This is a genomic window from Terriglobus albidus (genome assembly GCF_025685425.1).
GTDB lineage: Bacteria > Acidobacteriota > Terriglobia > Terriglobales > Acidobacteriaceae > Terriglobus > Terriglobus albidus.
Map to the genome: position 1 here is coordinate 649,940 of NZ_JAGTAS010000057.1, position 18,249 is coordinate 668,188.

Genomic DNA, 18,249 nt, shown 5'->3' on the forward strand with positions numbered 1-18,249 from the left:
CTTTCTCTACTTCTTTGCCGGTTGATAGATCTCGGACTCGTAGATGCGGGCGCAGGGCTGCCCTGTCGTACAGAGCACGGTCAGCTCTTTCAGGTTGGCGGAGTTCTTTTTGACCGCATCCGCGACCGGATCCCTGTCAATAGCGACGACATACGCAGCATATTTCGCAGGCTCAGCCAGGGCGCGATGGAAGCTGTCATAGTCCGACTCGGAGATGAACTGCTTCAACGGAATTCCGGTCTGCTGAATAGCTCCGACATGATCTGAGGTGTACATCATCACCGGCAGCGCCTGCGGCATTGCCAGGAGCTCCCGGGCGATAGAGGTCTCAAACGGAATCCGCGTGCGGGAGTTCACGATACCTTCCTTCAGCACCAGCGGCGTAAACCAGGTCATGGCGACGCAGTTCGCGATCGCAAGCACCATCACCGCGGGCTGCAGGAAAACCGCCTGCACAGGCCGAGTACGAATGATTCGGTTCTCGAACCAGGCGACCACGACAAAGGCAAAGACAACGAGAGCCGGAAGCAGTTCCATGCCATATCGCGCGTTGTAGTACGAGTGCGGATAGAGCTGCGGAATGAAGATCGGTACCGATCCGAACGAGACCGAATAGACATAGAACGGCAGCGGCATCCACAGAAGGATCGCCGCCCGCGCCAGGCCACGCTTCCACAGCATCCAGGTACCGGCAATTGCAGCCGCCATCAACAGGAAGCCCGTCTCCCAGGCTGCGGCATCCACCTGCGCGGTCCTTGTATAGAAGAGCAAAGCCCAGGCAGGGTTATGCCAGCCGCGATAGTGCTGCCCCGGAGGAGCTGTCTTGCGCTCGATGGCCGCGGCCGAGTACGGTCCGCGGATAAAGTCCAGCGGATCGCCGGTATAGCGCCAGTTGTGCGCCATCCAGCCGACCGGAGCCAGTACCGTCAGGACGGTGAGAATAACGAACGCAAAACGCACCTGCTCGAAGACGCGCTTGTTCTTCACCAGCGAGATGGTGAGCATCAGCCAGACGCAGGCGGCAAGCATCCAGCCGTCATACCGTGTGTAGACGGAGAGTACTGACAGGATGCCCGCGCTGACAAGTCTTCCCTTGACCACACGGATCTGCTCATCGCGGATAGCGTCGATGCACTCCATCACAACGACGGTCGACCAGACGAAGATCGCCAGGAACAGAGGCTCCGTCATGGCAGTGGTCGCCAGATAGAGAAGATTCGGATTCAGCGCATAGAACAGCGTCGCGCCGAAGGCCCAGTGCATTGGCAGCATGCGGCGGGCGAGCCGGTAAAAGCCGACGTTGCCAAGGATGTAGCAGGCGAAGGAAGGCCAGGTTCCGCCAGTGCCTGTCTGCCACCACTGCATCTTGGAGACGAACGGCACCAGTAGCAGGTGCGGCAGCGGCAGCCAGACGCTGCCGATCTGCGGCAGCCCCGGATTCACGGAATCGATAATGCGGCGCGCGATGGCGAGGTGAGCCACCGCGTCGCCGTAGAGCAGAAGGTATCCACGCGAAGCGGAGATGAGCACTGCCAGAAAGGCCAGGATCATCGACGCGAGCGCAATGGGAAACATCTCCTCACGCTTCGCCGGCTTGATGGCCATGCGCGCCGCAATGGTCCCCTCATCATTGGGGATAGCGTCGCCGCTCTCCTGACGCACCCGTTGGTTGTACTTACGCCTCAAGCTCAAGGTGTGAGATCTCCTGGAAGAGACGGAAGCGCTCCTCCACCTCGTCCTTCGTCGTGTGCTGCAGACGCTCCGTGCCAAAACGCTCTACAGCAAACGATCCCATCACGCCGCCGTAGAACATCGCCTTGCGGAAGACCGCAGGTGTGAGCTTCGGCTGCGATGCAATGTAACCATAGAAGCCGCCGGCGAATGAGTCACCGGCGCCGGTCGGATCCACAACCTCATCCAGCGGCATAGCGGGAGCCCGGAATGGCAACGTGAGGTGCGTTGTGTCCGCAAAGCTGCGGTCACAGAAGAAGGCGGATGCGCCGTACTCTCCATGCTTCACGACCAGGGCCTTCGGCCCCATCTCCATCACCTTGCGTGCGGCACGCAGCAGGTTTGATTCACCGGCCAGCATGCGCGCCTCACCGTCATTGATGAGCAAGACGTCGAGCTCCTTCAGAACCGTCTCCAGGTTGGCGCGATGATCGGCGATCCAATAGTTCATGGTGTCGCCGGCAACCATCTTTACCTTCGGCAACTGCTTGCGCACCTGCAACTGCAAGACAGGATCGATGTTCGCCAGGAAGAGATACTCACTGTCGAGGTAGCTGTCAGGGATCTTGGGGGCGAAGGTTCCGAAGACGTTCAGATCGGTCGCCAGCGTCTTCGCCTCGTTCAGGTTCTCGACGTAGGAGCCGGTCCAGTGGAAGCTCTTACCCGCGGCATGCTCGATGCCGGCGACGTCGATGCCTTTCGAGGTGAGCACAGTTTCGTGCTCGGGAAGGAAGTCCTCGCCGACGACTCCGACGACCCGTACCGGGGTAAAGAAGCTGGCGGCCAGAGAGAAGTGCGTTGCCGCACCACCCAGAACGTTCTCGCGCTTACCGCTGGGAGTTTCAAGGTTATCGAAGGCGACGGAGCCTACTACCAGAATTGCCAATGTTCTTGTTCCTCTTCGATCGGGATCTTATTCGTACTTGTCGAGCAACAGCGCGAGCCTTGCACGTGTGGCCGGGGGAATAACTTTTTTGTCGGTCATAACGGCATACTTCAGGGCTGAGGAGCAGGCACAGGTGCGCTCTCCTATGGGCATGGCCGCAACCGCCGCCTTAACCACCTTGGCGGCATTCGCTGAATTGGTGTGCATCACCGCAATGATCTGATCGACGGTGACATCGTCGTGCCCTTCAAACCAGCAATCGTAGTCAGTGACCATGGCCAGGGTGGAGTAGCAGATCTCTGCCTCGCGGGCGAGCTTAGCTTCCTGCAGATTGGTCATGCCGATAACATCCGCTCCCCAGCAGCGATAGAGATTGGACTCCGCACGGGTGGAGAACTGCGGACCTTCCATGCAGACGTAGGTTCCGCCGCGCTTTCCGACGACACCTACTTCTTTACATGCGGCTTCAAAAGCCTTCGTCACCGTGGCACAGACCGGATCGCCGAAGGCGACGTGGCCGACGATGCCATCGCCGAAGAAGGTGGCCGTACGGGCAAAGGTGCGGTCGATGAACTGGTCAGGAATCACGAAATCCGTCGGCTTATGCTCTTCCTTGAGCGAACCGACCGCAGAAACGGAAAGGATGCGCTCTACGCCAAGCTGCTTCATCGCGTAGATATTGGCGCGGAAGTTTAACTCCGTCGGCAGAATGCGGTGCCCTTTCCCATGGCGGGCCAGGAAAGCCACCTTTCTGCCTTCAAGCTCACCCAGCACCAGCGGATCGCTTGGATCGCCGAAGGGGGTGGTGATCTTCTCTTCGCGGATGTTGGTGAAGCCGGGCATGGAGTACAGTCCACTGCCGCCGATGATGCCGATCTCTGCCTGCTGCAACGCGTTCATTCTCCTGTGGGGGCCAAACTCTGAGTATATCGTTCAGCAGCGTGGATTCCCGCCTTCATCGCTCCCAGCCGGGCGAACCCTGTGACCAGCGGAGCCGAAAGCGGCTGCAGCGCGAGCCGCGTGGGTCCTTCTCCCTGATTGGAAGTGATCTGCTCCCGCAGTTTACGGGCCATCTCCAATGGGAACCCTTCGCAGGTAAAGACACCGGAGCCCATGGTCGAGACCAGGACATCCCCCTCGCTGGTCGAGTAGACCTCCTCGCCCTCTTTCTCATCGTCCTTGCGGCGCTGCAGGCCGGAGTACTTGCGTGCCAGTTGCGCCGTGTAGAGCTTCTGGAAGCTCTCCGCGGAGTCAGTATTCTTCCAGCGCGAGTAGTAGAGCAGGCCCAGATTGCCGGTCGTTGCCGGGGCATTCTTCTTGAGCGCCGCGTAGTACACGCCTCCGGCCCAGGCCGGTGCCAGAGCATCGGCCATCTGCGGCCCCGCGAAGAGTTCGGCAAGCATGTGGACATCGAACTCCCCAAGCACGCCGACGTCGTACGGCGTATAGTCCTTCTCGATCACAGGATGGATATCCGCCAGATGGATGAGCGGCTGCGGAGCCTTTGTCAGGTAGCTCTCCGGATGCATGATCTGCGACGTATTCACCGGTGGATCATCAAGAACGCCTGTAAAAGCCTTCTGAACACCGGAGCGCCGCAAAATGGACTGCTCGAAGGTCAGGCCGTTCGCATACGGAAAGAGCAGGCTCTGCTGCAGAATGAGCGGAGCACGTGCCAGCACTGGCGAGCTCTCCGTTCCGCTGAGCATATCCTTCATGCGCCCCATCAGCTCCTCGGGAACATCCGCCAGCGTGCGGCCCGTGTCCTTCATGGAGTAGTCAACAAAGACGACCATCGCCTGGCCTTCGAGCACGGCCTCGCGGGTGGTGTCGACCTCATCGTTCTTGATATGGGCGTTGTCCTGCTGCACGTTCTTCGCAATGTCCTTCAGCCCCTGGTCGCCCCACTTAGTGAGGTCGACGTGCTGGTCCTGCAGAGCGTGCGTCAGCTCATGCGCCATTACCGGCTTCTGGGTCTCGGCATCCACCCAGTCCAGCAGGTTGATGGTCTTGGTCTTGTTGTCGTAGTAACCGGCAATCTGCTCGGTCAGGAGGCTGAGCAGAAAGGGCTTCAGATCGAAGTCACGGTCGAGCAGGCCGAACTTTTTCAGGACGATCTCACTGCGCTCCATCCGCTTAGCGCCCTCATCCTCGTCGAACTTCTGCTTCAGATACTTCGTCACCGCATCGCGGGTAATAAGTACTTTTTTCACAGGACGGCTGGAATGCAGGCCGGAGTCTTTGGCGGCAAAACCCTGGATCTCGTCGACGCTCTTAAAAAGCGCCTCCGCCTCTTTGGGCGTGATGTGGACTTCCGGTTTTTTCCCAGCATCGGAGCTGCCCGGAGGAGGTCCGGGCGTCTGGGTCTGGGCAAACGCAGCCAGCGGCAGAAGTGTAACGGTAACAGCAAAAGCAGCGCGATAAGGGTGGCGCATCAAACGGGGGTCTCCCATCATCCAACGAAACGTATACTTAGGATAGACGCCGTTTTATGAGCACACTTGCACACAACGAAGCTCCGGCGCTTTCAGTGGACCATCATCTCGCCCTGAAAGCACTCCTGTCCACGGCGGCTATCTATCCCTTGGACGCCACTGGGTGGATCGGGGTTCGCGGCGAAGACCGTGTTCGCTGGCTGAATGGCATGTTGACCAACAACATTCGCGATCTGAAGCCTGGAGAAGGCTGCTACAACTTCCTGCTCTCGGCCCAGGGGCGTATTCAGCACGACGCCACCGCCTTCCTGCTGGAAGGACAGATTCTTCTGGAGACCGCCCGCGAGCGCGTTCCGGCGCTTATGGCAGCTCTCGACCACTTCATCATCATGGACGACGTCGAGCTGGACGATGTCTCCGCAAAGCACCAGGGACTGGGCATTGCCGGCCCCAAAGCCACGGAAGCTTTGGCCGCGACCGGCCTAAATGTGGCCGGAATGGCCCCTGTTTCTACCCGCGCATTCGAATGGCGCGGCTCAACGGTTTGGGTTGTGGCCCAATACAGCCCCCTGACGCCGCGTTTTGAGTTGTGGGCGGAAAATGTCGTACAGCTTACAGAGGCCCTGAACGCTCTCCCGCAAGCTGACAGCAAGGCCATCGAATCTCTCCGCATCGTTGAAGGCATTCCGGCTATCGGAAAGGATCTTCGCGAAAAGGAGCTGCCGCAGGAGACAGGACAGACCCGCGCCCTGCACTTCACCAAAGGCTGCTACCTGGGGCAGGAGATCGTGGAGCGCATCCGCTCCCGCGGCAATTTGCATCGCACCTTTGCCGGATTCCGTTTCAGCGGGGTTGTCCCCTCAACGGGCGCAGCGATCCTGGCCGATGGCGCCTCGGTTGGCGAGCTGACCAGCGTAGACTCCGATCTGAAGATCGCTCTTGGATTCATTCGCCGCGAGGCCGTGGAACGCGGTCAGGCGCTTACATACGAAGGGGGCGCTCTGGCGTCGTCACCGCTTCCCTTCCGCATCAAATAAAGGATTTATGGCAGATAAAGTTACCCCATTTGTTGTCAACGATCGCCGCAAGTTCACTACAGAAGGAGAACTGCGGCCCGAATCTGAACGCCCTCACGACGAAGAGCAGAGCGAGGCTTCCAAGGCCGCGGTCACCGCAACGCCGGAACCGCCGGCGTCCGAATCTGCGCCAGAGCCGGAGCCTGAGGCCACAGAGCAAGAGCTGCCGAAGCTTACGGAAGAGCAGGCAGAACGTTCGAAGGCAGCCTATGAGGCGACCGCCGAGCGGCTGGATACGGCTATCCGCGCCGCAAACCCGGGCATGGAACAACTGCCGCCCGTGAACTTCGACCGCCTGGTGCAGTCCATCTACATGACCGCGATCATGCAGCTCGGCGGCGGAACGCCGGAAGGCGAGCAGGCGCGGGTCGATATTCTGGGAGCTCGCCAGTCGATCGACATGCTGGGTGTACTACAGGAGAAGAGCAAGGGCAATCTGACCGAGGCTGAGTCGCGGATGCTTGAAAACGCTCTCTTCGAGGTACGTATGGCCTTCCTGGAGATTACGCAGGCGCTGGCCCGCCAGGCGTCTCGTCAGCCTGAGTCTCCGTTGCCTCCACCGCCGGGCGGAGGTCCGCGCATCGTCCGCTAACGATGGAGGCGACGCTTACATTTCTCGGCACAGGCACCTCCATGGGTGTGCCGACGCTTGGTTGCGGCTGCGCCGTGTGCACCTCTGCAATGGATGGCACACGGCCGCACAACCGCCGCACCCGCGCTTCCGTGCGGCTGGATTACAACGGTCGAACCGTGCTGATCGACACCGGCCAGGACTTCCACTTCCAGGCGATACGCGAGAAGGTCACCCATGTCGACGCGGTGCTCTACACCCATGGCCATGCCGACCACGTTCTCGGCATGGATGACCTGCGTCCGCTCTCGTTTGCGAACCCCATTCCCCTCTATGCCGACGACGAGACCGCACGCGTCATCGAGCGCATCTTCGAGTACACCTTCCGCACGCGGGATCGCTATATGACCTCGGCCCGCGTGGAGATGCACCGCATCAGCACCGAACCGGGCGCCACGGTCGAGCTCTTCGGAGCGGTATTCCAACGCATCCCGGTACAACATGGCCGGCAGGTCATCACCGGCTGGCGTTTCGGGAAAGCTGCTTATCTGACCGACCTGTCTTCTCTGCCCGAGGAGAGCTTTTCCTTACTCGAAGACCTCGACGTGCTGATTGTGGATGCCCTGCGCCGCGCGCCGCATCCCTCGCACTCGAACCTTGAGAACTCCATCGCGCTGGTGGAACGCATCAGGCCACAGCGGGCTTTCTTCACCCACATCTCGCACGATCTGGACCACGACGCCATCAACGCCGAGCTGCCGCCGAATATCCGCATGTCCTATGACGGCATGTGCCTCGATTTCGAGATTGCCGCGGAGGACACGGCATGAAGATCTTCCGCTCCATTGCTGAGGTCCCGGCAAACTTCGGCCCCTCGATCATCAGCATTGGCAACTTCGACGGAGTCCACCGTGGCCACCGCTGGGTGATCTCGGAGGTTATTGCGCGTGCCCGCGAATCAGGAACGAAGTCGGTTGCAGTCACCTTCGATCCTCATCCCGTACGCATTCTGCGTCCCGATTCGCCGACGAAGATGATCTCTCCGATCGAAGAGAAGCTACGGCTGCTCGCCGACACAGGTCTGGACGCAACGCTCGTTCTGCCGTTTACGCAGGAGCTGGCGCAGACCTCTGCCGAGGCTTTTATCTCTACCGTCATCTGCAACTGCCTGCGTGCGACCGAGGTACATGTCGGCAGCAACTTCCGGTTCGGCTACCAGGCACAGGCTGACGTCATGCGCCTGGCGGAGCTGGGAAACAAGCTCGACTTCTCAGCAAGGATCTACGAACCGGTACCGATGCGCGGCGGCATCATCTCCTCAAGCCGCATTCGTCAGCTCATCCTCGCAGGAAACCTCTCCTCCGCTCGTGTGCTTCTGGGAAGGCCCTACAGTATTTGCAGCGCGCCGGCCAGAGGCCGTGGATATGGCACGAAGTACGCTGTGCCCACCATCAACCTGGCGCCGTATAACGAGTTGCTTCCAGCCAATGGCGTGTATGTCACCACACTGCAGATTGGCAACGATGGTCCAGTCTTCGAGGGCGTCACCAACGCCGGCAACCGGCCAACCTTTGGGCCGGACAGCTATGCAGTGGAGACACATCTCTTCAACTTCCATCCCGTGGACATGACGGAAGAGACACCATTGCGGCTCACCTTCCTCAAGCATCTGCGGCCAGAGATGAAATGGGATTCTCCCGAAGCGCTGAAGACACAGATCGGCAAAGATATCGCTCGCGCACAGCGTTTTCTACGTGGTTATCGACGGTTGATGCAGTAGTACAGGTATCCGACTTCACTCAGAGTTGTCATTCTGAGCGTAGCGAAGGACCTGCTTTATACGACATTAGGCGGATAGCTACTAGTAGTGTTAACGAGTGCGGAAGATTATTCAATCTTGCCCATCGCCACAAATTATCTGGTTACGTCCCGTCTCTCCCCAGATTTCCTGGCGACGGCTTCTGCCCGAGCGCGAAAGTCGGCGTCTTCTCTTTTTGGGGCTATTAAACCGGCCAGGCGTCTCGCTTTTGCCGCCATGTCGTCATCTCCGGTTCCCAACAGCTCTAAGAAAACAATTGCGTCCCCGTAACAGATCATCTGGTCGGCACTACCGAGAAGACCTTCTATGCGACTCAACGCTGCTCTTGTCGCGGTTTGGTCTCTATCACCCGCCGCAAGAAGTCCCTCGACCGCACTAGCTGAATAGAGCGTACTCAAATCATGCTCTTCAAGAGCACGCCGAGAAGCCGTCTCGGGCCAGCTACGTGCGCCATGACTATCACGTTTCGAATGTAACTGGAAGTAGGCGTTGGTCAACGCGGTATACGCACATGGACGAAGAGACTCCCTCTCAGACATGTAGGCTTGGGCTATATCTAAATTTCGTTTAGGGGATGTTCATAAAGATGAACTAGATGTTGAAGAATAATCTCTTCTCTTTTAGGTCATTGCTGCTCTGTAATCCCCGTTGAAGAACCGCATCTGCGTCCCTAAAATTCTGCTGGCACATCGCCTGCGTCGCGATCTGGATGATGCCGTCTAAATCCGTCATTGCGCGTGCCCCTCCGCAGTTCCCATCTAGGGTAACGCGCCTCGTCTCCACCGAGGGTGGAATAGCGATGTTCAGCAGCATGGATTAAGGCGGCGTAACTACTCACAGAGACAACCATCTAAAAGCCTCTAAGGGAACACCAGAACACACCCTACCCACTAATGTGCCAGTACGAGACTTCGTACTGAACACATAGAGATCAGAGACATCATCTAGGCATTCGGCAAGCGACCGGCCTCGCTTGCGATCTTCGGCGGCCCAGAAGAAGAAGAACGCGCTGTCCGGGGACCATTGAGGGGCGGTTAGCAGTCGTGTTGTTTGTATGTTCACGCCCGGTCCCGATGGTGGCGCGTGTTGGAGAACGAGTTGCTTGTTCTCTTGTTTGGCAACCCATTTACGATCCGGAGATTCGGTAGCAGAGTAGTCATAAACGGAAGCAGCATTCGGAGCCGTCTCGAAATGGATGCTGTGATTGATATCCGTATTGCAGGGGTTAAGGACAACCAAATGCCCATCGGAGGGGAAACCTATAGTGAGATGCTGCGTGGCTTGACATAGTTGCGCAGCCACCGCCTGATCATGCGGCAAACTCCCGACACTTGTATCGCGGCAGCCTATTAAGATCACGGCAGACAGCACACTCACCAGCATGGAAGGAACAGCTCCTCTAAAAGTATGGGCCATGAGTTTTTATCCCGAGGTTCACTCCACAACTGGAGAATATGCCATTAAGCCAGATATTGCTATTCGGCCCGTATACCGGATGATATTCAGGTGCATCCGGAGATGCCTGACTCGCCGAGGCAGCACCGATCAAGCACTTAGCAAGGCCGAGCGACTCCCGCCCCCTCCAGAAATTCGTAGCCCCCGTTGGGAGAGTGTGTGTTTTAGTGACAAATCCCCTAAGACGACCATCAATCGGTCCCGCCGAAAGTGAATACAACCAGCCATCTCCGATTGACACGGTCGCGTCACAATGCTGCGCCAAAATCGCGCCTAGATGATAGGTCTCAATGCCACGGCAGTTCACGCCGACATTTGGATAATTCCCACTTTGCTGGAACCCGAAGCCTCCACCGCCACACGCTCCGAAATCGCATCCAGGCGCGCTCAAACCGCCCACATCTCCAATCATGGAAGCAATACTAGAGTATGGACTGTGGTGATACGCTCCTTGCTCATCCCAATTCCCATTGCTTGGTCGAGGTTCGAGACTTCCCTTGAATTTCGGGCCACTGAATAGCCAATGAGTTAAGAAACCAAAAACGCAACTCGCATCCGCCCCGACGTTGGCGCCGCCAGTCACCACGGCTCCTAGGCACCCTCCCGCTCCGCCGGCAGCCCCTACTCCATCGAGTCCAGTCGGATCTATAGTCGTAAGCGGCGAGTTCCCCACATAGGCATAGCGATTGAGGCTCTGCGGATTAGAAAGATCAATGCTCCCCAAGTACGGGTCGGGAGACATCCAGCGGCCCACCGTAGACGCATACATTCGGAATGTGGAGTAGTCGAGCCCTGACTCTTGGTCTCTTTCTTTGCCGGTAAACTTGTACGGATCGTTCGATCCGCCCGTAAAGATCTGCCCGAATGGAGCTGAGTCGGTCACACTGCTCAGTATTCCACTCGCATCCGTGGTCGCAACTTGTGTCCCTAGATGATCAAGTAGCCGATACGATGGTGACCCATTCTGCGTGCCGGGCACCTCCGCCAGCAGCCCAGCCGGCCCGTAGATCAGATCGGTCCACTGCCCCGCTTGCAGTCGGGCAACGGGCTTGCCGCCGAAGTAAACCGTCTCCGTCGTGCCCACGCCGGACTTCGAGACGCGGTTCCCCTCGGCATCGTAGACATACGTCGTCCCATTTGCGGAGCGGATGCGGTTCTCCGCATCCCAGGTCATGATGTTGGAGATGCCATCAGCCAGCAGATTGCCGGCGGCATCGTACTGATAGCCTGACAGCCGGTTATTCGGCAAATAGGTCTGCCAGAAGGTGAAGTTGCCAGACTGCTTGATGTTGCCGAATGAGTCGTAAGCGTAGGTCTGGAAAAGGCCATTCGGGACCAAAGCTCCTGGCTGCCCTAATGTTGTGGTCGAACTGCCGCTAGACGTCGCCACATAAGTACCGGGATCGGTCCCCTGCACCATCTGGGTTCCCCACACCTGTAGCACCTGGCCATTTGTAAATGCCCCCGCTCCTCCGATTTGCAAGGAAAGCTGGGTGAGACCATTTTGATTCGTTCCCGTGACAGTAAATCGCTGCCAGGTCGTCGTGAGTGTAATCAGTGACGAGTTGGCAATCGACCACCCGGAGGTACCGACATTGATCAGATAGATTCTCGTCGAAACGCTGCCGCTTGGCACCCGGAGATAGACCGACGCTGTTACGGTCGAGCCACTATACAGAGACGGGTTTACGACCGAATCAATGACGTAGGTGTCGTTCGCCGTCGAGTTGGAAGTTACCGTCGCCGCAGTGTTGGTATTGTCAGGTGCGGTTGCGGAGGTGGGCTGTATTGTTCCCTGCGATATTCCCCAGGTACTGCCGGTTAAAGTCTGGGAATTGGAAAGGATATTCGCGTACTCTGACCCATTGGTTACGGGTGTAGCGCCGGTAGCGACATAGTTGCCGGCATTACCTGCTGCTTCCACCTGAGCACCCCAGACCTCAATATTCAGGCCATTCGCAATCTTTCCTGAACCTCCAACCTGGAAGTACAAGCGGTTCGGAGCCTGCTGCACATTAAGCGTTGCCTGGACACGTTGCCAGTTCTGCGAGAGCGTAATCGTTGTCGACGTACCTCCCCATCCAGCTTCGCCGTCATGCAACATATACACGTCGATAGACGGATTTCCGTTGACGGCCCTCAAGTAGACCGATCCCGTAACAGTTTGGCCGCTATATAGCGCAAGATTCTGCACGTTCCCTGCGATATAACCGTCACCACTCCCGCTCGGTCCCTGGAGCAGGGTCGCCGTCATGCTTCCATCCGGAGCCGCATCGGAGGCCGTACTCAAAGTAACTTGATTCTTCGCCCATGTGGAAGCCTGGAACTGGTTCGAATACGGCAGGAGATTGGTAAAGTTCGTACCTGTCGAGGCGGCAGCATTTCCGGTGGCAACATAGGTATGGGCCGTCGATCCCATCTCCATCTGCGCCCCCCAGATCTGGAACTGCCCGGAGGTCAGAGTACCGGCTCCTCCAATCTGGAGGTTCAGCATCGTGAGTGCATTCTGCGTATTGCCGGTTAGCTGGAAACGCTGCCAGCTTGTTGTCAGTGTGACTTGTTTCGCTGCAAGTACGCTCCAACCGGAAGCACCGGTTTCCGTCATAAAGATACTGAAGGTGATGGTGCCCGACGGCACCCGCATCCAGATCGATCCGGTCACCGGGATGTTGCTATACGGTGCAGGAGTAGGGATGTGATCGTCGAAAAGTGCGTCTGTCGCGCCAGCACTAACAGTTGCGGTTCCGGCAGTATGAGTACCGTCGGGGGCATCCGCAGAGTTATCAGAAAGAGTTACCTGACTCTGCCCCCATGCAGTCGTCGTAAATCGCTGTGAGTAGGTCAGGAAGTTCGTCACCGTTCCGTTCATCGAAGGCGACGGCTCGATCCGTGATCCCCAGATTTGGAAACTCTGCCCGCTGGTGATCGATCCGGCGCCTCCTACCTGCAGGAAGACTCGGGTCAACTCGCCGGGAAGAGATCCGCTGAATTTGAACTGCTGCCACTGGTTGGTCACAGTGGCTGGAATCCAGCCAGCTACACCCCAACCACTCGGAGTGTTGTAGACGATATGAACGCGCATTGTGAACGGCGCCGAATCAGTTCTCAACCACACCGAACCGGTTAGCGTGGAGTTGCTGTATTCCGTCGGATTGACGATGTCGGATGTCATCAATGCGTCGGTTGCGCCACTGTCTGCTGTTGCTGTACTCGCGGTCTGCGTCCCATCTGGAGCTGCAGCGGCATTATCGGCAATACCAATCTGACTCTTGCCCCATAAGCTTCCAGGAGAAGGCCCGTCCTTCAGCAGGTTGTTGCTTGTGGCATTCGTCGTTCCCTGCTGCGTACTGATCGTCTGATTTCCTGCTGCCACGCTGCCAACAACATCGGTCGCCGAGACCAAGCGATTCAGGCTGTCATACCCATACTGCCGTTTGATTCCTGTAATCCAATTCGTCTCCGAATCAAGGTTGCCATTTGGCTGCCAACTCAGCCCTTTCGTCCAGAGGTATCCGCCGTTGTTGACGTAATAGCCACTTGAGGCCAGGAAAAGACGGTTGTTATAAGACGCCGTGTATTGGATCCGGGATCCCATGGTACCGCCTACAAAGTGTCCGGCTGGATCGTAGCTTGCACCTGAAAGATAGGTGGTCCCGATACTGGTGCCGCTCCACTTGTCATAACTGACGCCGGACAGCCGGCCGGCGTTATCGAAGTCCTGCTTTACGCGCCGACCATCCGGATAGGTCAACGCTATCGTATTGCCGGCAAGATCGTAATCCGCATACGCGAAATAACCGCCTGGTGCGCTCGACGGCGTTTGCTGCCATTTGCGCTTGACGCGGCCCATCGCATCGTAGCTGAAAGTCGCCGCGCTCGCCCCTCCCGATGCATTGCTGTAGTTTGCGAGACGGCCAACCACGTTCTGCAGATCCGACATCCACCCGGGCGCTGTGTCATACGTGTAGTACTCCGCGGGCGTTACACCATCCGAATACGATTTGCCGGTCAACCGATTCAACGAGTCGTAGCTATAGCTTGTCACAACACCGCGGGCGTCGGTCTTGTACTTTAGATTACCGTTAGCATCGTAGCCTCCCTGACACACGCCGTTGCCGATACTTCCGCCGCTCCAAGTCCCGTAGCATATGGTGCCAGACTCAGGGTTGTAGGACTGCGTCAGACGTGACAGTGAATCGTAGATAAAGGATCGCCAACGCGAACTAGTACAGGGAGTACCAACGGTATTTGCCTCCCACTGGTCGACGCAATTTAGTTTTCCTAACGCGTTGTATTGATAGCTTGTTTTTAGGCCACCGGGCTCAACAACAAACGTCAGGTTTCCGAAGACGTCAGACGTCCGTTGCCAGGAATGTTGGGCTTCGTCCGTGAACGTTACAGTATTGCCACTGTAGTCCCAGGATACGGATGAAGCACCGTCGGATTGACTTTGCATCTTCGGCCTATCCAATCCGTCATACGAGGTGATGCATGTACTTCCGTCTGTAGAAGACGATGAAGACAAATGGGGATTAGTCGTGCAGTACGGTCTCCCATTAACGTCATACGTCGTCTCAGTAGATACACCCGCTTGAACATGCTGATATGGGCGTCCAAGGCTATCCACAATGTCTTGCGATGAGATGCTTGGGCTGGGGGTAGCGGTAACCGTAGTGTCGATCTCGGTCGAAGATGGATAGGAATAAGTTGTTACCCCAGAATCCGGTCGGGTGACGGAGGACAACCTGCCCGCAGACTCATAGGCATAAGTTGTTCCAGAACGGCTTGCAGCACTGTCGTTCGGGTCTTTCTCGCTTGTGATCGCTCCCGAGCTGCAGTCATAGCCAAATGTTGTTGTATGCCCTATCGGATTGATCGCCTGATAAGGTAGTGAGTTTGAGCATTGATAGCTGATCGTGGTCGCGGAGTTCTGGTTGGGATCAGTGATGCTCGTAACCATTCCCGTATCGTCCATGATGTACGTCGTGTAGGGCGACGTGCCGCCATTCAACCACTTTGTCACTTTTTGAAGGTACGGCCCACCTGCATTGGTCGTCCCGTGCTGAGACACACCAGACGTTGCTGTTGCGGAAGTCGTGTAGTCGTAAGTGGTCTGGGCGACTTGGGTTCCGTTTCCAAACACAGTTTCCTGATGAAGATCGACTCCACTGTACGAGTAGTCGGTTTCTCGCGTCGGGGTTGTCGATGGGGTGCCCGAGTAATAATCCCACTCCTTCAATTTTGAAGGCTTTCCTAGCCACGGCGCATCAAATACATACTGTCGTTGGCTCTGTAGCCCGCCGGCAAGTGTTGTGACAGATGATGATTGCGTGATGTAGCTCGAACCACACCCGGAACATTGAAATGAATACCCGTTTGTAGTTGTGGCAATAGGGGTGCCGCTCGCGGCGCCGGTGTAGACTGACACCTTTGTATTCCAGGCGCCATTGTTTAGCGTCATTTCGTAAGCCGTTTCGTCACCACTTGGCTTGTGGACGACCACTTTCTCCTGACAGCCTGTTCCATTGCTTGCACATTGCGTCATGACCGATGGAGTAAAGGTCATCGCCGGGTCGGAACCAACTGTCCTGCTCGTTAACCAGCGATTCATGTTGTTGTATGAATCCTGGAAATTGGTCCAGCCGTAATGAATGACACCACCTGTGGGCAGAGTGACCGATGTCATCTCCCCGTAGGAGTCGTATGTAAAGGAATACGAGCTTCCATCGGGCAATTGAATGCTCTGCACAGGATAAAAATTCCCCACCCATTCCGAAACCGCAGGCTGATAGAACAGCGTGGAAACATAGAGGGGCGATGTGGTGACGGTGTAACGAACGCGCGTGCCGTTGTTGCTGATCGGTCCGTTTGGGGCAAGAACGTCATAATAGGTAACGCTCCCGTTTTTCGTGACGATCACGGGAGTTCTCCCCACATCATCGATGAGATTGCCATTGGCGTCGCTGGACCAATAGTTACCAAATCGATCGATTACCTTGGGATAAACCTGGTTGCCGTTGTTATCCAGAATAAGAGGATTTCCATTTGCATCCGTCTTCAGTAGATAACCGCTGGCATCTGATGCGTAATTCGGGCCGATCGTATCCATATAGGTGCCGGCGCAGTCATCCTGGATGATCGCTCTAGCGGAACCAAAATCGCGCACAGTCCCTGAAGGATCGCTCCACGATACGTTGTAGACAGTGGTGGTTTGGGCGCCGCCCATTCCCCCGGCACAAGCATAGGAGGTCGACGGAGAGGCTAGCGTATATGTCAAGGTGCCAGTTTCGGCTCCTGTGACTAGCCTCCATCCTCCCTGAAGATCTGGAGCATTTGGGATATTGCTCGGGAAAAATCCGTAATAAGGATTGGAACCAGGCGGAAGAATTCTCCAAATGCGACTATCGTAGACAAGCCGCTCATTAAGCTGCAGCGCACCGCGCTGTTTGTGCGTAGCAAGCGGAAATTCCATATGCAAATTTCCGTTCGTGATGTTGATGAACCCATTCTCGACAGGAATATCGACGGCGAATGCCGGATTGCCTATGGCATAGATATAGTCCTGGGCAAAGGAATGACCGGCAATCAGGCACAGGAAGATAAAGAGAAACAAACGAACGGTTCTCATCGTGGCGTCCTTAGAACTCGAAGTAATTCGATTGGAGATTGGGATTGAGCTGGACTTCCGAGAATTGAATCGTCCACTGCTTCTGCCCATCGAGAACCTGCCTGTAGAGGAACGGAACCATTACGCCATCTACCGCCCGATAGTCTCCATAGGTAACGACACGCAGAAGTTCACTTTGAGATCCATCGGGCCGGATGGCATTCGCAGTCTTGACCAGGAGATGTGTCTCGGGGTCGAAATAGAGATCAGTTGCAATATTCTTCTTCGGGGTAAGCGGTTGTTCGATTGTCACCCGATGCAGATTCATCCCGTCAATGACAGTCACGCCATGATCGAGGACCGATGATCTGGTCTGAAGGTCAGCGAGGCGTGGAAGCTCGAACTGCACGATTCCTGATGCTGCTATCTCAGGAGCGAGCGGAAAGCTTTTTCCATCAGGATGCTGAATATTGCCTAAACGGCTGTTGATTCGGGTGCTGATAGATCCCGTAGCAGTCTGTATATCGAGACGGGATCTGCTGCTGCCGACGATGGTCAAAGTAGCTGAATATGAATTCTGGTCACTTCCGTAGGTGATAGTTCCTGTTCCCTGCATCCCTGTCCAGGGAGCAGTGCCGACCACTTTGAGATGCGCCAGAACCTCCGCAACGGCTGCAGCATCATATCGCCCGAGCTTATCGGTGGCTGCGGGAATAGGTAGAGGAGTCGGGCCAGCCTGTGGATAGGCGCATGGGCTTCCGCAGAGTGTGATGATGCATACAAAAACCTTAACGACCCCGAAGGAGCGCCACTTACCAGAGCAGATCGACATGCACAGTCCCTCTCAAATCAGGACCTTGGAGAATAGAGAATACTGCTGCGGTCTATAGCCGCTCTTGCCAGTCACAATGTAGGAAAGGCAATGCCAGAATCTAAGGCAACGGGTAGTTTGTCAAGCTTAACCTAGACATGGAGCTGCGCTAAAGATAGGTCACGAGTCCAGGTTTTTACCTGCAGGGATCTGCTTGCCGTCTATCTCCGAGTCAAATCTCAAGCTAGAAAAGCAGATTTCTCCGCTACGCTATGAAATGACAAACCAAATTCTATGGCTCTGTAGGCTTCGCCGGAGCAGGTAATGCCCGGAGCCGCTGACGGCGTTCAGAAAGACAGTGTAGGCCCCCACCTGATCAAAGAGCTTTATATCTGCGGCGCCGATCGCAACTGGAAGAAACGCCGGAATCTTCGAGGTGACACCGAAGCGCTGGGCGACATCGATGACCTTCTGGATGCCAAGCTGGTGCGCCAGCCGCAAAGCCAGAATATTACGGCTCTCGACGAAGGCCTCCAACATGGTCATTGAGCCTTTGTAATTGGGCTCGTAATTGTGCGGTGTATAGGGTCCGCCAGGAGTAGAGAAGACCTGTTCGTGCTTCCGCCACTCGATCTATCACGATCGTATGGTCGGCTGAACCTGCAGTGTGCAATTGCGTACATACTCTACCTGGAGCAAGTAACGGAAGTAACCCGCCATAAGCAGCTCAACTGTAATGGTAAGTGGACAGCCGTATACGGATGTTTACCTTCCGAGTTGAGAAACCGATAGTTCGGTTCGAATACATCTTTTTTATTGTTGGCAGCCAGATCGCCCGTCAAGTACGGGCGCCAGTAC

Annotated in this window: 12 protein-coding genes; 4 read left to right on the forward strand and 8 right to left on the reverse strand. The window is 56.5% G+C overall.

All coding sequences use genetic code 11. From position 1 onward, the window contains the following. Nucleotides 1-6 precede the first annotated feature (6 nt). Genes OHL21_RS19145 through OHL21_RS19160 form a run of 4 tightly spaced genes read right to left on the reverse strand, consistent with a single transcriptional unit; the run spans nt 7 to nt 5,052 of the window. Nucleotides 7-1,692, reverse strand: a complete 1,686-nt coding sequence (locus OHL21_RS19145; RefSeq protein ID WP_263418896.1) for an ArnT family glycosyltransferase — start codon at nt 1,690-1,692, stop codon at nt 7-9. Beyond that, nucleotides 1,676-2,617, reverse strand: coding sequence for a PfkB family carbohydrate kinase (locus OHL21_RS19150; protein ID WP_263418897.1), 942 nt, complete (start codon nt 2,615-2,617; stop codon nt 1,676-1,678). The genes OHL21_RS19145 and OHL21_RS19150 overlap by 17 nt, the downstream gene beginning before the upstream one ends. A 27-nt stretch (nt 2,618-2,644) precedes the next feature. Further along, nucleotides 2,645-3,508, reverse strand: coding sequence for an S-methyl-5'-thioadenosine phosphorylase (gene mtnP / locus OHL21_RS19155; RefSeq protein WP_263418933.1), 864 nt, complete (start codon nt 3,506-3,508; stop codon nt 2,645-2,647). A gap of 5 nt (nt 3,509-3,513) precedes the next feature. Further along, nucleotides 3,514-5,052 carry a hypothetical protein gene (locus OHL21_RS19160; protein WP_263418898.1) on the reverse strand — a complete coding sequence of 513 codons (1,539 nt, stop codon included), beginning with the start codon at nt 5,050-5,052 and terminating at the stop codon, nt 3,514-3,516. Nucleotides 5,053-5,108: 56 nt separating this feature from the next. Between OHL21_RS19160 and ygfZ the strand changes: the two genes are divergently transcribed. The 4 genes from ygfZ to OHL21_RS19180 are packed head-to-tail and all read left to right on the forward strand — an operon-like array spanning nt 5,109 to nt 8,479. Beyond that, on the forward strand, nt 5,109-6,089 hold the full coding sequence (ygfZ, locus tag OHL21_RS19165; protein ID WP_263418899.1) for a CAF17-like 4Fe-4S cluster assembly/insertion protein YgfZ: 981 nt from the start codon (nt 5,109-5,111) through the stop codon (nt 6,087-6,089). 7 nt (nt 6,090-6,096) lie between these two features. Beyond that, nucleotides 6,097-6,720: a DUF1844 domain-containing protein gene (locus OHL21_RS19170; RefSeq protein WP_263418900.1), complete on the forward strand. Its 624-nt coding sequence runs from the start codon at nt 6,097-6,099 to the stop codon at nt 6,718-6,720. 2 nt (nt 6,721-6,722) lie between these two features. After that, nucleotides 6,723-7,529: an MBL fold metallo-hydrolase gene (locus OHL21_RS19175; RefSeq protein ID WP_263418901.1), complete on the forward strand. Its 807-nt coding sequence runs from the start codon at nt 6,723-6,725 to the stop codon at nt 7,527-7,529. Continuing rightward, a complete protein-coding gene (locus tag OHL21_RS19180) occupies nt 7,526-8,479 on the forward strand; it encodes a bifunctional riboflavin kinase/FAD synthetase (RefSeq protein ID WP_263418902.1) in 954 nt (317 codons plus the stop codon). The genes OHL21_RS19175 and OHL21_RS19180 overlap by 4 nt, the downstream gene beginning before the upstream one ends. A gap of 873 nt (nt 8,480-9,352) precedes the next feature. Here the strand turns inward: OHL21_RS19180 and OHL21_RS19185 are convergent. The 4 genes from OHL21_RS19185 to OHL21_RS19200 all read right to left on the reverse strand — a co-directional run bounded on the left by OHL21_RS19185 (nt 9,353) and on the right by OHL21_RS19200 (nt 18,024). Next, complete coding sequence (locus OHL21_RS19185) at nt 9,353-9,901, reverse strand: hypothetical protein (protein WP_263418903.1); 549 nt, start codon at nt 9,899-9,901, stop codon at nt 9,353-9,355. A gap of 16 nt (nt 9,902-9,917) precedes the next feature. Beyond that, the gene (locus OHL21_RS19190; protein WP_263418904.1) at nt 9,918-16,601 is read right to left on the reverse strand and encodes an RHS repeat-associated core domain-containing protein; all 6,684 of its coding nucleotides are present in this window, start codon (nt 16,599-16,601) and stop codon (nt 9,918-9,920) included. A 10-nt stretch (nt 16,602-16,611) separates the two neighbouring features. Beyond that, complete coding sequence (locus OHL21_RS19195) at nt 16,612-17,412, reverse strand: DUF4292 domain-containing protein (protein ID WP_263418905.1); 801 nt, start codon at nt 17,410-17,412, stop codon at nt 16,612-16,614. Nucleotides 17,413-17,661: 249 nt separating this feature from the next. Next, nucleotides 17,662-18,024: a penicillin-binding transpeptidase domain-containing protein gene (locus OHL21_RS19200; protein WP_399258952.1), complete on the reverse strand. Its 363-nt coding sequence runs from the start codon at nt 18,022-18,024 to the stop codon at nt 17,662-17,664. Nucleotides 18,025-18,249 lie beyond the last annotated feature (225 nt).

What these genes read in the sequence shown, in the direction of transcription:
- OHL21_RS19160 (WP_263418898.1), bottom strand. Translation starts at nt 5,052, where the DNA reads ATGCGCCACCCTTATCGCGCTGCTTTTGCTGTTACCGTTACACTTCTG.
- ygfZ (WP_263418899.1), top strand. Translation starts at nt 5,109, where the DNA reads ATGAGCACACTTGCACACAACGAAGCTCCGGCGCTTTCAGTGGACCAT.
- OHL21_RS19170 (WP_263418900.1), top strand. Translation starts at nt 6,097, where the DNA reads ATGGCAGATAAAGTTACCCCATTTGTTGTCAACGATCGCCGCAAGTTC.
- OHL21_RS19175 (WP_263418901.1), top strand. Translation starts at nt 6,723, where the DNA reads ATGGAGGCGACGCTTACATTTCTCGGCACAGGCACCTCCATGGGTGTG.
- OHL21_RS19180 (WP_263418902.1), top strand. Translation starts at nt 7,526, where the DNA reads ATGAAGATCTTCCGCTCCATTGCTGAGGTCCCGGCAAACTTCGGCCCC.
- OHL21_RS19185 (WP_263418903.1), bottom strand. Translation starts at nt 9,901, where the DNA reads ATGCTGGTGAGTGTGCTGTCTGCCGTGATCTTAATAGGCTGCCGCGAT.
- OHL21_RS19190 (WP_263418904.1), bottom strand. Translation starts at nt 16,601, where the DNA reads ATGAGAACCGTTCGTTTGTTTCTCTTTATCTTCCTGTGCCTGATTGCC.
- OHL21_RS19195 (WP_263418905.1), bottom strand. Translation starts at nt 17,412, where the DNA reads ATGTCGATCTGCTCTGGTAAGTGGCGCTCCTTCGGGGTCGTTAAGGTT.